Origin of the sequence: Flavobacterium succinicans (assembly GCF_001662485.1) — a bacterium.
Lineage (GTDB): Bacteria > Bacteroidota > Bacteroidia > Flavobacteriales > Flavobacteriaceae > Flavobacterium > Flavobacterium succinicans_A.
Window position 1 is genome coordinate 195,780 of record NZ_JMTM01000070.1, and the last position, 14,992, is coordinate 210,771.

Sequence of the window (14,992 nt, forward strand, 5' to 3'; positions counted from 1 at the left end):
ATTTTTTTTATGTGAATTAAATGTAAAGTTGTCTGATTTTTTTTAAATTTTATTGTGATATGTATCAGTAACCTAGAGATTGGGTTGGCTTTTATGCAAAAAAAGCCCCTTAGTCATAATGAATAAGGGGCTTTTTAAAATTAACCTTTATTTGAGAATTGCTATTCTTTTTTCTCTTCGCGTGGAGGTCTAGGTACTAATGCTTTTTTGGATACCTTTTCTTTGCGAGTTTTTGGGTCTAAACCTAAGTATTTTACTTGGAAAACATCTCCCATTTTTACAACATCGGCAACGTTTTCTGTTCTTTCCCAAGCTAATTCAGAAACGTGTAGTAACACTTCGTTTCCTGGAGCAGCGGTATATTCTACCACAGCGCCAAAGTCAAGCATTTTGATTACTTTAACTTCATACGCTTCTCCCATTTGTGGTTTGAAGGTAATAGAAGCAATTTTTGCTAATACTGCCTCGATTCCAGCAGGATCCGTTCCTAAAATTTCGATAACTCCTTGCTCGTCTACTTCGTTGATTACAATGGTGGTTCCTGTAGCTTTTTGTAATTCTTGAATTACTTTTCCACCAGGTCCAATCAAGGCGCCAATATAGTTTCCAGGAATGGTTCTAGTAATGATTTTTGGAGCGTGTGCTTTAACGTCAGCTCTAGGGGCAGCGATAGTTTCAGTCAATTTGCCTAAAATATGCAAACGTCCATCACGTGCTTGCGCCAAGGCTTGCTCCATAATATCGTAACGTAAACCTTCTATTTTAATATCCATTTGGCAAGCTGTGATTCCGTCAGCAGTTCCAGTTACTTTAAAGTCCATATCTCCTAAGTGATCTTCGTCACCTAAAATATCAGACAATACCGCAAATTTCTCACCGTCAGTAATCAATCCCATAGCAATTCCAGAAACTGGTTTTACCATTTGAACGCCAGCATCCATCAAAGCCATTGTACCAGCGCACACGGTTGCCATAGAAGAAGAACCATTTGATTCTAATACTTCAGAAACCACACGTATAGTGTAAGGACAATCAGCAGGAATCATGTTTTTTAACGCACGTTGTGCTAAGTTTCCGTGGCCTACTTCTCTTCTTGAAGTGCCTCTTAGTGGTTTTGCTTCACCAGTGGAGAAAGGAGGGAAGTTGTAGTGTAAATAGAATTTCTCTTCTCCTTGTTCTGATGGAGAATCGATTTGGTTCGCTTCTCTAGATGTTCCTAAAGTCACGGTAGCCAAAGCTTGTGTTTCTCCACGAGTAAATAAAGAAGAACCGTGAACTCTTGGTAAATAATTTGTTTCGCACCAAATTGGTCGGATGTCAGTGGTTTTTCTACCATCTAAACGAACACCTAATTCTAATACAACATTACGAACGGCTTCTTTGTTGGTTTTGTAGAAATATTTTGAAACTAAATCACCGTCAGCAGCTAATTCTTCTTCAGTAAATAAAGCTTTTACTTCTTCTTTTACTTCAGCAAATGCAGCGCTTCTTTCGTGTTTAGCAGAACCTACTTTTGCGATAGCATAAATTTTATCGTAAGCGGCAGCTTTTACTTTTTTATAAATTTCTTCGTTTTCTTTTTCTCCTTCGTAAGTACGAGTTTCTTTTTTACCAAAAGCCGCTTGTAAACGATATTGTGCTTCAATTTGAACTTTAATCGCTTCGTGTGCAAATTTGATAGCTTCTACCATTTCTGCTTCTGAAATTTCTTTCATTTCACCTTCAACCATGGCTACAGAGTCCATAGAAGCACCAATCATCATGTCGATGTCAGATTTCGCTAAGTCTTCTCTGCTTGGGTTGATTACAAATTTTCCGTCGATACGTGCTACACGTACTTCTGAAATTAAGTTGTAAAATGGAATGTCTGAAACCGCTAAGGCAGCTGATGCAGCTAAACCAGCTAAAGCATCTGGCATAACTTCTTCGTCATGAGACATTAATTGAATCATAACTTGTGTTTCAGCATGATAATCGTCTGGGAAAAGCGGACGTAAAACACGGTCTACTAATCTCATGGTTAATACTTCGCTATCGCTAGGACGTGCTTCTCTTTTGAAGAAACCTCCAGGAAAACGACCAGCTGCTGCAAATTTTTCACGATAATCTACCGTCAAAGGTAAAAAGTCTACTGCTGGGTTGGCGCTACGTGCTGACACTGCTGTGGCAAGGATCATCGTGTCGCCCATTCTTACTACTACAGAACCATCCGCTTGTTTGGCTAAACGTCCTGTTTCGATTGTGATGCTTCTGCCATCACCTAAATCGATACTTTCTACAAATAATTGTGGAATCATAAATTTTTTCCTTAATGGTTATTAAATGGGTTTTAGTTGTGTTGTAGTTGTTGTGTGTAGTTGTTGTTTCTAAAACCCAATGAAAAACCAAACTTTTTTTCTTGTAAAATGCGCGTAATGTAAAAACAAAAAGAGGCACTCTCGCACCTCTTTTTTATATTGATTATTTTCTAATATTCAATACTTTGATAATCTCACGGTATCTGTTGATTTCTTTTTTCTTCAAGTAATCCAACAAAGCTCTTCTTTTACCTACTAATAGTACCAAAGAACGCTCAGTGTTGTAATCGTGACGATTTTTTTTCAAGTGCTCAGTTAGGTGGCTAATTCTGTGTGTGAATAAAGCAATTTGTCCTTCTGCAGATCCAGTATTTTCTGCTTTTCCTCCGTGTTTCGCGAAAATTTCCGCTTTTACTTCTTTAGTTAAATACATGCTAATATTATTTAAATGATTTTTATGTATGACTCACAGCTATTGCAAGACGGGTGCAAAAGTAGAAAAAAAATATGAATTATGAGTTATAAATTGATGAATTCCTTAAAACAACTTCGCAATTTCCTCATTCACAAACTCCAAAAAGCGTTCGTCGGCTTCAGTGAAAGGGTCGATGACGTGGCTATCAATATCGATTTGACCAATATTTACGCCGTTTACAAATAGCGGCACCACAATTTCTGATTTTACGGTAAAGCTGCACGCAATATAGTTGTCTTGTGCGGCCACATCAGGAACTACAAAGTTCGCATTCGATTCGGCTACTTGTCCGCAAATTCCTTTTCCGAAAGGAATAACCGTGTGATCTGTTTCGGCTCCTACATAAGGCCCTAAGTGTAAGGTTTTGGTCTCGTGGTTGGCAAAGTAAAATCCCACCCAATTGTAGTAGTCAACCGATTCGTTCAACAGTTTACAAATGCTTAGTAATTTTTCGTCTCTTGTGGAAGTATCGTTTTTTGTAATGGCAATTACCTTTGGTTGTAATTCTTGAAATGTCATTTTATAATTGTTTTTACACAAAAGTATTTAATGCGAGTCTTATAAATTGCATAAATTTGAAAAAAAAACAATTTTGAAAAACTATTGGACGCTTTACAAGCCTTTTTTGAAATTCATTGGCACTTTTTTGGTTGCGTTTATCTTGCTTACTTTTTTATACCAGTGGTATTTGTCTGGATATGAAAATAATCAATTGGATGGCATCACACGTCTTGTGGCTAGTCACGTTGAAAAAGTCTTGCAAGTATTTGATTCTAATTCGGCTGTGGTGTACCAGCAAAATACCAAAATCAGTATTTTGATGCATCAAAAAGAAGTGGCAAGAATAATAGAAGGATGCAATGCGATAAGTGTTGTGATTCTTTTTGTTTCTTTCGTGATTGCTTTTGCAGGAAGTTTTAAAACGACTTTGTTGTTTTTGATTGGAGGTAGTGTGTTGATTTATTTACTCAACGTGATTAGAATTGCTATACTGAGTGTTCTTTTGTATCATTTTCCGGCTTATGAGCACCTTTTACATGGCGTGATTTTTCCTCTGTTTATTTATGGGGTTGTTTTTATTCTTTGGTTTATTTGGGTTAACTATTTTTCTACTTATGCTAAAAAATCTACTTCAAAATAAAAGGAAAATCGTTCTTGGGTTGCTGGTAGTTTTTCTTTTGGCACTCATTCGCGAATTTGAAACGCAATTGTTTTATGATCCTTTTTTGGCTTTTTTTAAAAGCGAGTATACGAATTTGCCCTTACCAAAGTATGAACCGTTTCGATTGTTTTTTGGCTTGCTTTTTAGATATGGATTGAATTCTCTGTTATCCTTGGCTTTGTTATATGTTCTTTTTAAAGACCTAGATATGGTTCAGTTTTCGGGTGTGCTATTTGTAGTTTTTTTTGTTTTGCTAATCGTGGCCTTGTTTTGTCTCCTTTCTTTTCAGAATCAAAATTATTTGCTTGTTTTTTATGTGCGTAGGTTTTTGATTCAACCTATTTTTATCTTGCTGTTTATTCCTGGGTTTTATTATCAAAAAATGAAAAGTAATAAATAACATTTTATTAGTAATTTAGAAAGGGAAAAGAATTAGTTTTGTATCATGAATGTAAAGAAGAGCACTAGTTTATTTTTGGCACTCCTATTATTGGTTTCCAATATAGGAATGGCTTTTAATGTGCATTATTGTGGCGACTCTATTGCTGCGATAAGTTTGCATTCTGAACTTTTATCTTTGACAGAGCCTGATGGTTGTTGTGAGAAAACAGCAGTTGTCGAAAAAGATTCTTGCTGTAAAGATAAAGTGGTGCATTTTGAGAAAAAGGCGGATAATGCTATCGTGAAAATTGTACTGTTTGACATTTCGGCTCCTTTCTTAGTGCCTGTGCAACAAGTTCCAGTTTTTACAACAACACCTCATTTTCAAAAAGCGGTAGTCAACGATTTTTATGTCGCTATCAATGCGCCTCCGCTCTACCAATTATACCATCAATACATTTTCTACGCTTGATTTTTGTTTATTTAATTTTTTGAAAATTTTATAAACAGTTGTCGTTTGAGCACTTTTGTCCTTATGTGCAGGTTTGCGTAAGGGATAGCAGCTGGCTACCGAAGTAGCGCGTATAGCCCGACCGCATTTAGGCAAGGGGGCGAATAGCACGTTGGTTTTGTTGCCCCCTTGACTAAATGGGGTTACGCCCAAAATAAGCTGAAACGACTGCATAAATCAGAGTAAACAATGCAGAAAAAAATAGTGCTTTTAGCCACCATTTTACTTGCTTTTCCAGTTTTTTCACAAGAAAATCTAGAAGAAGTAAAGGTGACCAAAAAGCGAAAAGGATTGCAAAAATCCTTCACGGTTACCACTAACACTACCTTGGTAACCAGCAAAGAGTTGCTTAAAGCAGCTTGTTGTAATTTGGCCGAAAGTTTCGAGACCAATCCATCGATTGATGTGAATTTTTCGGATGTTTTGACGGGCACGAAGCAAATCAAAATGTTAGGTTTGACGAGTCCGTACTTGATGATTACTGAGGAAAATGTACCTTCTGTTCGTGGTGCCTCACAAGCCTATGGACTGTCGTTTACTCCGGGAACTTGGGTCGAAAGTATTCAAATTACCAAAGGCGCGGGAAGTGTGGTGAATGGTTATGAGAGCATTTCGGGTCAAATAAACACCGAATTGATCAAGCCTATCAACGATATTCCTTTCTTTTTGAATGCCTACGGTTCTACCGATTCTCGATTTGAGTTGAATACGCATTTTAACACGCAATTGTCTCAAAAGTGGAGTAGTAGTTTGTTTGTACACGGTAACACTCGTGTGTCTAAGATGGACCAGAACAACGATGGTTTTTTGGATAATCCGTTGGCAAAGCAAATCAATGTGATGAATCGCTACCAATATTATGATGCCGAAAAAGGTCTTGTGAGTTTTATCAATTTCAGGTATATGAATGATAAAAAACAAGCTGGGGAGGTTGATTTTGATCCCGATACAGACCGTGGTACCACTAATCGCTGGGGTTCTGAAATCAATACACAGCGATTGGATTTGGCAACGAAAGTGGGGTATGTCTTCAAAGATATGCCGTTTCAAAGCATTGGTTTTCAAAATGCTTTTACGTTACACAATCAAAATTCGTATTATGGTTTGAATGGGTACGATATTAAGCAAAGTAGTTTTTATTCGAATTTGATTTTCAACTCTATCATTAACAATACCAAACATAAGTTTGCAACTGGAATCAACTTTGCGTACGATAATTACAATGAGTTTGTGGGGCTGACAGATTATGGAAGAGTAGATAATTCGGTAGGTGCTTTTTTTGAATATACGTATGATAACGATGATAATTTTAGTTTGGTTTTAGGCGGAAGGGTCGATAATCACAATCGATTGGGAACTTTTGTAACGCCTCGTTTGCATCTTCGTTATAATCCTTGGGAAAAATCGGTGCTTCGTTTTTCGGCAGGAAGAGGAAAACGTGCTGCGAATATTTTTGCCGAAAATCAATCGTTGTTTGCTAGCTCTAGAACCTTTTCTATTTTGGATACCGATGGAAAAATCTATGGTTTGAATCCAGAAATTGCTTGGAATTATGGTTTGAGTTTTAATCAAAAATTTCAATTGTTTGGACGCAACGGTGATACAGGATTTGATCTTTACAGAACCGATTTTCAAAATCAAGCGGTTGTTGATGTTATGCAATCGCCACAACAAGTTTTGTTTTATAATCTAAAAGGGAAATCTTATGCGACGAGTTTGCAAATCGAATTCAATTATGAACTAGCGAATCGTTTTAGTTTGCGTTCTGCTTATAAGTATTATGACATTCAAACGCACTATTTGTCTGGTGTTTATCAAAGACCTTTGCAAGCGAAGCATCGTTTTTTTGGGAATTTAGAATACGAAACAGGACGAAGTGAATCTGGAAGCCAATGGCGTTTTGATGCGACTTATAACTGGTTAGGCAAACAACAATTGCCTGTAACAGCCTCGAATCCTGCTCAAGATCGTTTGCCTGAGTTTTCGCCTTCTTATAACTTGATTAATGCTCAAGTAACACATGTGTTTTCTTCTACTTTTGAAATATATGTGGGAGGAGAAAACATTGGTAATTACAAGCAAAGCAAAGCCATACTTGGAGCGGAAACTCCATTTGGACCTACTTTTGATGCCTCAATTGTATATGCGCCAATTTTTGGGCAAATGTATTATGCAGGGCTACGTTTTAAAATAAAATAAACTTTAAATAAATAGAAATCATGAAAAAAATAGTTTTAGTTGTATTAGTTGCTTTAGTAGGTTTTGTTGCTCAAGCACAAGAAAAAAAGAACAAAAATGCTAAATATGTAACCGAGGTAAACGGGAATTGTGGGCTGTGTCAAAAACGTATTCAAAAAGCGGCTTTAGCCGTAGAAGGTGTAAAATCAGCTGTTTGGGATATAGATAGTCATCAATTGACCTTAATATTAAATGAAGAAAAATGTTCTCCATTGGCTGTAAAAAAGGCTATCGCCAAAGTGGGCCATGATACCGATGAGGTTAAGGCAACCAAAGAAGATTATGATAAATTGCATATGTGTTGTTTGTATGAGAGAAAAGAATAATTTTTTAGAACACCCAAGACTTTTGTTTTGGGTGTTTTTTTAAACCGTTAATAAAACTTTAAAATAAGGGTTTATTTTGTGCCTTTGTTAAAAAATCCCTAATTTCACCCCTTTATAAATCCAAATTTAAAGCCGAATATGAATAATTTTGAATGGACCCAATTGTTAAATCCTGAGTTTTATATCACATTAAGTATTGGTGGCGTTCAAATAGGGTTGTATGTAGTTTTGTTTATTGTATTTGCCGAAACAGGACTTTTTGCAGGTTTTTTTCTTCCAGGTGACAGTCTCCTTTTTCTTTCGGGAATTTATAGTCGTGATTTAGTCGAAAATTTATTTGTTGTTGAAAGCGATTTTATCAATGTAACCTTTTTGTCTATTATGGTTGCAATTGCAGGGGTTTTGGGTAATATGGTGGGCTATTGGTTTGGCGCTAAAAGTGGGTATTACTTGTTCAAGAAAGAAGATACGTTTTGGTTCAAGAAAAAGTATTTATTGCAATCGAAAGATTTCTTCGAAAAGTATGGTGGGAAAGCCATTATTTATGCCAGATTTTTGCCAATTTTCAGAACGTTTGCTCCAATAGTTGCAGGTATTGTTTCTATGGATAAAAAGAAGTTTATGTTCTTTAATATTCTAAGCTCTTTTTTGTGGGCATTTTTGTTGATTTTTGCGGGTCATTATTTGTATGGTATTTTTCTTGAATACGGTATCGACTTGAAAAAACACATTGAATATATTGTAATTGGAATTATTTTGGTTTCTACTTTTCCAGTTTTTATGAAAATGTTGAAAAAGAGACCTGAATAGGTGTGATTAGTCATTAGTGAAGAGTGATTAGTCCTTGAGTAGTTTTATACAAACAAAAAATCCGAAGCTTTGAAACTTCGGATTTTTTGTTTGTATATCAAGGCTTTTTTGACCTAGATGTTCTTACTATTGTTATAGATAGTTGCATTAATGCAATTTATAACTAGCCCAATACATTTAATTTAAGTTTACAATCTGGGATGTTGAGATTAACTGCCCATCATTACTTATTCCCTCAATAATAAGTCTCACTTTTTTGGATGCTGTTTTCGGAATGTCAAAGTTTACTATTCCATTAGCGCTACTTTCTATATAATCTTGCCAGAAGATGCAATTAAGATTTTTATAGTTCATGTCATCAATAACTAAAGTATCTTCGGGAGTAAATGCTCTTGAGTGGTTGTATCCATTGGCAATGATCACTGAGTTTATACTTTTTCTATTATCTTGAGGGACTTTTGAATACAGTTTGATTACACCAAGGCTTCCTTCAATAATATTAGGTCTTCTATCGATATAAATTTCATCGAGGTCTTCCATAAAAAAGTTAAATAGCCTGTCTAAGTCCGTTAATAGAAGGTTGTCCAAGTAAACTCTAGTGTTATTTGTTAAAACGGATCCTGAGGGCATGCTTGAGGGGCTTTCTGTTGGGATTAGTTGTATTAGCATATTGTCTACTGAATTTCTTCCTTGCCTATTTGATGAAATTTCTACTGGTATTGAGTTACTCGTTATAAAACCATTTGATTGCAAATAGGAAAGAACAGTACGTCCTAAATCGGAAGGTTTTACTTTATATGCTTTCATGTTGTTATTATAAGTTAATCCACCTAATTCATATTGGTGCTTTAAACTGCTTTTTTGGGCAACCACTTCTTTTAATTTTACTGTTCTTTTTTCTGTGATTAGCGGCGATAAGCTGTTAGCAATTATTATAAAAGGAGTATCATTTTGATTTGGTACAAAGCTATGGCGGAATGGACTAGTTTCTGTTTTGGTTTTGGTGGTGTATTTTAAATTTACTTCTTCAAGATTCTTTTTTTTGTAAAAAGTGAAATGCACCGGAATCGAATCTGGTAAAAATAAATTATTGAATTCAAAGTGACCATTTTTATTGATGTCAGCGAATTCCATTAAGAGATTATTAATGGAATAGATGCGTACTTTGTAATCTTCGTAATTTTTTAATGACTCATTTATATTCCCAATAATAGTTAATCCATTTTCATTGGCATGCATTTTTTTAGGAGGATTTGCTACTATGTTTTTCCATTCGTATTTGTGCTTGTTTTGATTTAGCAAAACTAAATCAAGGCTGTGTTTCTCCTTGAGCGTAGCTTGATTAGAAATGGATTGCGTTTCGAATGTCATAGGTGTTGTTAAATATGGGTTTAGTAACAAGTCGCCGATTATACTTCTTGCAGGAACCTCAGGGCTATTATATTCTGGTTGAACCGCCACACTTAAGTTATAACTATTTTGTGTTGTTTTGGCCCCTAAGGTTGTTGTGCTTTTATCTTGAGTAATCTCCTTAAAATCAAAAGTATTCGTTATCGTCTGCAAGTTATTGTAGACCATTCTTTCTGCATATTGTTTTCCAGTACCGTCAATAATTCGAAAATAGTTTACGCCATTAAATAATATATTGTTAGGAATTTCAAAAGTGTCCTCGATTTTGCTTTCGGATAATTTGAGATCAAGAATGTGCGATTTGTCGTCTTTATGAATGACTAAATAGAGTGCTTTGTTTTGAATTTTTTCGATAGTTTCACTATTGGTCATGGCTGACACAATAGTTTTTTTATCATAAAAATAGTTATTCACGGTGAGTGCTATTCCACTAGTACTGGCTTTTGGTAGCTGTTTTTCAACGACTTTGTTTCCACTCTCTACTAAAATGAAATAATCTTCTGTTGTAGGAACAAAATCAAAACGACCATTTCCATCTTCATTTAAGGAAAGCAGCATTAGTTTTTCTTTTTTGGAACTGATTAGCCAGGCTTGAGTATTGGGTATTGCTTTTCCATTGCCATTACTTATATTTATACCAATGGAGTTTTTTGTGTTCGCGACTAGTGTTCCTCCTTCCGGAAAAATGCTAGTATTGACGTTATTTGAATTAGTAGCAGCTATAATCGTATTTTTTTCATCAATGTTGGTAATAGTAATAGGGTAGGTTGAAGATTCATCTTCGGTAAAATTATTCATCCAATTTGTATATACTTGGAGGTAGTATTTTCCAGTAGGGTATTTCTCTTTCAAATTAATATTTCCTGAAAAGCTATTGTTATTAGCTAAAAAAAGAAAATGTTGTATTTTTTCTCCTTTTTCATTCAGTAAAGCTACCTGTATGTTTGTTGTTTTTATGGTTGCATTAGTTTGTTTTCTATTGGCGATATAGCCTTTAAACCAGATTTTTTCTGAGGTTAAGAATTCATTTTTGTTTAGATGTAGGTGGATGTTTTCTCTATCTAAGCTAAAATAATTCTCAAGAGATTTTTTAATATATTCTTTATCAATTGATGAAGAAGTATTGGATTGGGATCGAGAATTTTGAAAAACCAGAATGCAGATGAGTGTGATAATTGTAGAGTAATTTTTCATAAATTTTGGCTTTTAGGTTGTAGGTTTTACAAGTATCAAAGTATATGCCAATTTTTTATTCTTTATTACAGGTTCTTCTGTTATGTGCTTGGTTTTTAGTTGTATTTATAGTTTAAAATTAGATATATCTCATTGTTTGCTAGGATTTTTATAGAAAAATATTTTTTAAAATATTAACAAGAATTATATAAAAAAAATCCGAAGCTTTGAAACTTCGGATTTTTTTTATTTTGAATTTCGTACTTCGTACTTGAAATTACATCATTCCTGGCATTCCGCCTCCCATTGGCATTCCGCCTCCGGCATTTTCTTCTTTAATATCGATCAAAGCACATTCTGTAGTTAAGATCATTCCTGAAACAGAAGCTGCGTTTTCTAAAGCTACACGAGTTACTTTTTTAGGATCGATAATACCTGCTTTTAGCATATCTGTATACTCATCGGTTTTGGCATTGTAGCCAAAATCTCCAGTTGCTTCGGCTACTTTGGCTACTACAACAGAACCTTCTAGACCAGCGTTTTCTACAATAGTCCTCAAAGGAGCTTCTACCGCACGAGATACGATTTGAATACCAGTTGCTTCGTCAGCGTTGTCTGCTTTTAATGTGCTTAGAACAGTTTTTGCTCTTAGTAAAGCTACACCACCACCAGCAACAATACCTTCTTCTACTGCGGCACGAGTAGCGTGTAAAGCATCGTCAACTCTGTCTTTTTTCTCTTTCATTTCTACTTCAGAAGCAGCACCTACATAAAGAACAGCAACACCGCCAGCTAGTTTAGCCAAACGCTCTTGTAATTTTTCTTTATCGTAATCAGAAGTCGTAGTTTCCATTTGACCTTTGATTTGGTTCACACGGTTTTTGATCAATTCCGTATCTCCAGCACCATTTACAATAGTAGTATTGTCTTTGTCGATAGTTACTCTGTTAGCAGTTCCTAACATATCGATAGTAGTGTTTTCTAGTGTATAGCCTCTTTCTTCAGAGATTACAGTTCCTCCTGTTAAGATTGCGATATCTTCTAGCATAGCTTTTCTTCTATCACCAAAACCAGGGGCTTTTACAGCAGCAATTTTCAAGGCACCACGTAATTTGTTTACTACCAATGTTGATAAAGCTTCGCCATCAACATCTTCTGCAATAATTAATAATGGTTTTCCTGATTGGGCTACTGGTTCTAAAACAGGCAATAATTCTTTTAATGAAGAAACTTTTTTGTCGTATAAAAGGATGAATGGATTCTCTAATTCAGCTTCCATTTTCTCTGGATTCGTTACGAAGTAAGGAGATAAATAGCCTCTATCGAATTGCATTCCTTCAACTACATCTACAAAGGTTTCGGTTCCTTTGGCTTCCTCAACAGTGATTACACCTTCTTTTCCAACTTTTGCGAAAGCAGTAGCGATTAATTCACCAATTACTTCGTCATTGTTGGCAGAAATAGAAGCAATTTGTTTGATTTTTTCAGAATCACTTCCTACGACTTTAGCTTGTTTGGCTAAGTCGGCAACGATAGCTTCAACAGCTTTATCGATTCCTCTTTTTAAATCCATTGGATTGGCTCCAGCGGCAACGTTTTTTAAACCTTCTTTCACGATGGCTTGCGCTAAAACAGTTGCAGTTGTAGTTCCATCACCCGCTAAGTCGTTGGTTTTTGAAGCTACTTCTTTTACCATTTGAGCTCCCATATTTTCTAATGGGTCTTTCAATTCGATTTCTTTGGCTACCGTTACACCGTCTTTCGTTACATTTGGTCCTCCAAAAGCTTTTCCAATAATAACATTACGTCCTTTTGGGCCAAGTGTTACTTTTACTGCATTAGCTAATGCGTCTACCCCACGTTTTAAACCGTCACGTGCTTCAATATCAAATTTAATATCTTTTGCCATTTTTTTTAAATTTTTCCCCACCCCACCCCTCCCCAAAAGGGAGGGATTCGAGATGGGTGTGTGTTAGTGAATTTTTTTATTTATTCTAATCTCCTCCCCTTTGGGGAGGTCGGGAGGGGATTTTAGATTATTGCAAGAATGTCATCCTCGCGCATAATCAAATAATCGGTTCCTTCTAATTTTAATTCTGTACCCGCATATTTACCGTAAAGGACGGTATCACCTACTTTTACTGTCATTGCGTGGTCTTTACTTCCGTTACCTACAGCAATTACAGTTCCTTTTTGAGGTTTTTCTTTTGCGGTATCAGGAATAAAAATCCCTGAAGCTGTTTTTGTTTCAGCGGCAACAGGTTCGATAAGAACTCTATCCGATAGGGGTTTAATGTTTAATGCCATGGTTTTTATTTTTTATTTTGAATTAATTTTTTAATCGATTCTTGGATTTCAGAAATTGTGCCAACCCTTGTAAACTGACAATTTTTCCTAAAAAAAATGCCAGCTTTGACAGGCTGGCATTTTATATTCTACGTGTTTCTCTTATTTTGTAGCTGGTGCAGCAGGTGTTGCTGGCGCATTTTGAGCAGGTGCTGTTTTTGGAGCAGCAGTTTCCGTTTTTTCAATGATTTTAGAATCAGTATCACTCATTGTACCTGTGAAACTCAAACTAGAAAGTAAAATCAAAGCAATCAATATTGTGGCTAACGTCCAAGTACTTTTGTCTAAAAAGTCAGTTGTTTTTTGTACACCACCTAACATTTGTGATCCTCCTATTGAGGATGATAATCCGCCACCTTTAGGGTTTTGTACCATAATTACTACGATTAGTAAAAAACAAACTATAGTTATTAAAACTAAAAAAATTGAAAATGTGCTCATTGTTTAATTATTGTTATTTTGTAAATTCCTTATTTCTGATATATGGTCTGCAAAGAAACTACTTTTTTCTGGATATTTCAAAATTAAAATTTCATAGGCTTGAATTGCTTTTTGATATTTTTTTTGTTCCAAGTAAACTCTCGCTAAAGTTTCGGTCATTAAGTGGGTATTGTCAGAAGAATTGAGTTCAAATTGCGGAGCTGGAGCTGAACCTGGTTTGATAGGTGCAATTTTAGGATTGGTCTCTATGAACTTATCAATCAGTGCTGCTTTTTTCTTTCTTTCTTCTTCCATACTATCTTCGAAGGTTTTTGAATTGTTCTCTATGCTTCGGTCGATAGGCTGTGTTCTCGATAATTGTAACCATTCCTGAAAGGAGTGCTTTTCATTCGGGGTAAAGTCAATGGGTTTTCCGAGTTCAATAATCGATTCCGATTCATTTGCAGAAGTAGTATCGTTATTGTTAGTCGCTTCTTTTATAGACGTGAGTATAGATAATTCTAAAGCTTTTTGTTGCTGTTCCTGAATTGTTTTTGGAGTAACAATTTCACTACCTACGACTTCAATGTTCATCAATTCTAGATTTTTTGTATCGTACAAATCATTTTGAAGGGTGTCGAAATGTTCTGAAGTAATAAAATCGAATAAAATAGACCGGTCTGTAGTATGCGCAGCTGTAACCTTTAAAGCATAGTTGTATTTGAAACTATTTTGGTTGAAAAGACCTTTAAGTCGTAAGGCTCTTGCACTTTGGAAGTATGGAAATTCAGTCAAGACATTGCCAAGAGCGTCAGTATAGACACTGTTGATAGTGTCTGGCTTGTTAAGTAAAAAGGTATAATCAGTAACGTTCATTATTATGCAAAGAATAGGTTTAAATGGAATGGATTACCACTTGGCTAGTGATTCATTAAAAATGTCTTGTGAAATTCTATCGAAAATTTCTTTTAGAGCAGTACTCAATGTCGAACCTGTTAATTGTTGATCGGCAGGATAATCATAGAAAAATTCAAATGGTTTTTCAAAGTTGTCGGTTTCTTTGTTTTTATTCGTGAAGCGAACATTAATTCTGATTTTCAAACGGTTTTGCGCAGCACGCTGATCGGCCGTTGCAGTCATTGGACTGATTCTGTAATCGGTAATTTCTCCTTCGTATACTAAATCTCCAGTATTTTTTACCAGGTTCAAATTGGTTTGATTCTGAATTAAATCTTGTAATTGATTGGTGAAAGTTCTATCTATTCCGGGTTCGATCAAGTCGGCATTGTTTTGGAAAAAATTCACTTGAAAAGTTTTAGCATCAATTTTACCTGAGCCAGTAAAATTATATACTCCACAGCCATTAAGTGTAAAAAGGCAAACGAATGCAAATAAAAAAAATAATTTTCTCATAAAGTTGTGGTGTAACGAACACCTTTATTA

General features: G+C 35.4%; 15 protein-coding genes. 6 read left to right on the forward strand and 9 right to left on the reverse strand.

Going from position 1 to position 14,992, the window contains the following annotated elements:
• Positions 1-161 precede the first annotated feature (161 nt).
• From FLB_RS13420 to FLB_RS13430, 3 genes are all read right to left on the reverse strand, one after another.
• Positions 162-2,297: a polyribonucleotide nucleotidyltransferase gene (locus tag FLB_RS13420; protein WP_064716459.1), complete on the reverse strand. Its 2,136-nt coding sequence runs from the start codon at positions 2,295-2,297 to the stop codon at positions 162-164.
• Between the two features lie 163 nt (positions 2,298-2,460).
• On the reverse strand, positions 2,461-2,730 hold the full coding sequence (gene rpsO, locus FLB_RS13425) for a 30S ribosomal protein S15 (protein WP_064716460.1): 270 nt from the start codon (positions 2,728-2,730) through the stop codon (positions 2,461-2,463).
• Positions 2,731-2,835: 105 nt separating this feature from the next.
• Positions 2,836-3,291 carry a GAF domain-containing protein gene (locus FLB_RS13430; protein WP_064716461.1) on the reverse strand — a complete coding sequence of 152 codons (456 nt, stop codon included), beginning with the start codon at positions 3,289-3,291 and terminating at the stop codon, positions 2,836-2,838.
• Positions 3,292-3,364: 73 nt separating this feature from the next.
• Between FLB_RS13430 and xrtF the strand changes: the two genes are divergently transcribed.
• The 6 genes from xrtF to FLB_RS13465 all read left to right on the forward strand — a co-directional run bounded on the left by xrtF (position 3,365) and on the right by FLB_RS13465 (position 8,200).
• On the forward strand, positions 3,365-3,913 hold the full coding sequence (xrtF, locus tag FLB_RS13435) for an exosortase family protein XrtF (protein WP_064716498.1): 549 nt from the start codon (positions 3,365-3,367) through the stop codon (positions 3,911-3,913).
• The gene (locus FLB_RS13440) at positions 3,888-4,334 is read left to right on the forward strand and encodes an exosortase F system-associated membrane protein (RefSeq protein WP_064716462.1); all 447 of its coding nucleotides are present in this window, start codon (positions 3,888-3,890) and stop codon (positions 4,332-4,334) included. Before xrtF ends, FLB_RS13440 begins: the two co-directional genes overlap by 26 nt.
• 45 nt (positions 4,335-4,379) lie before the next feature.
• Positions 4,380-4,787: an HYC_CC_PP family protein gene (locus FLB_RS13445; protein WP_064716463.1), complete on the forward strand. Its 408-nt coding sequence runs from the start codon at positions 4,380-4,382 to the stop codon at positions 4,785-4,787.
• 228 nt (positions 4,788-5,015) lie between these two features.
• A complete protein-coding gene (locus FLB_RS13455; protein ID WP_064716465.1) occupies positions 5,016-7,025 on the forward strand; it encodes a TonB-dependent receptor plug domain-containing protein in 2,010 nt (669 codons plus the stop codon).
• A 20-nt stretch (positions 7,026-7,045) separates the two neighbouring features.
• On the forward strand, positions 7,046-7,390 hold the full coding sequence (locus tag FLB_RS13460) for a heavy-metal-associated domain-containing protein (protein WP_064716466.1): 345 nt from the start codon (positions 7,046-7,048) through the stop codon (positions 7,388-7,390).
• 138 nt (positions 7,391-7,528) lie between these two features.
• Entirely contained in the window at positions 7,529-8,200 is a 672-nt protein-coding gene (locus FLB_RS13465) for a DedA family protein (RefSeq protein ID WP_064716467.1), read from the forward strand.
• 177 nt (positions 8,201-8,377) lie between these two features.
• Here FLB_RS13465 and FLB_RS13470 read toward each other — a convergent pair whose 3' ends face one another.
• The 6 genes from FLB_RS13470 to FLB_RS13495 all read right to left on the reverse strand — a co-directional run bounded on the left by FLB_RS13470 (position 8,378) and on the right by FLB_RS13495 (position 14,962).
• Positions 8,378-10,804 carry a hypothetical protein gene (locus FLB_RS13470; protein ID WP_064716468.1) on the reverse strand — a complete coding sequence of 809 codons (2,427 nt, stop codon included), beginning with the start codon at positions 10,802-10,804 and terminating at the stop codon, positions 8,378-8,380.
• Positions 10,805-11,060: 256 nt separating this feature from the next.
• Positions 11,061-12,692 (reverse strand): chaperonin GroEL, encoded by a 1,632-nt coding sequence (gene groL / locus FLB_RS13475; protein WP_064716469.1) that lies wholly within the window; start codon positions 12,690-12,692, stop codon positions 11,061-11,063.
• A gap of 122 nt (positions 12,693-12,814) precedes the next feature.
• Complete coding sequence (gene groES, locus FLB_RS13480) at positions 12,815-13,090, reverse strand: co-chaperone GroES (protein ID WP_064716470.1); 276 nt, start codon at positions 13,088-13,090, stop codon at positions 12,815-12,817.
• 141 nt (positions 13,091-13,231) lie between these two features.
• Positions 13,232-13,570: a preprotein translocase subunit SecG gene (gene secG, locus FLB_RS13485; protein WP_064716471.1), complete on the reverse strand. Its 339-nt coding sequence runs from the start codon at positions 13,568-13,570 to the stop codon at positions 13,232-13,234.
• A gap of 3 nt (positions 13,571-13,573) precedes the next feature.
• Positions 13,574-14,425 (reverse strand): tetratricopeptide repeat protein, encoded by an 852-nt coding sequence (locus FLB_RS13490; protein ID WP_064716472.1) that lies wholly within the window; start codon positions 14,423-14,425, stop codon positions 13,574-13,576.
• 33 nt (positions 14,426-14,458) lie between these two features.
• Positions 14,459-14,962 carry an LptE family protein gene (locus FLB_RS13495; protein ID WP_064716473.1) on the reverse strand — a complete coding sequence of 168 codons (504 nt, stop codon included), beginning with the start codon at positions 14,960-14,962 and terminating at the stop codon, positions 14,459-14,461.
• Positions 14,963-14,992: the final 30 nt, after the last annotated feature.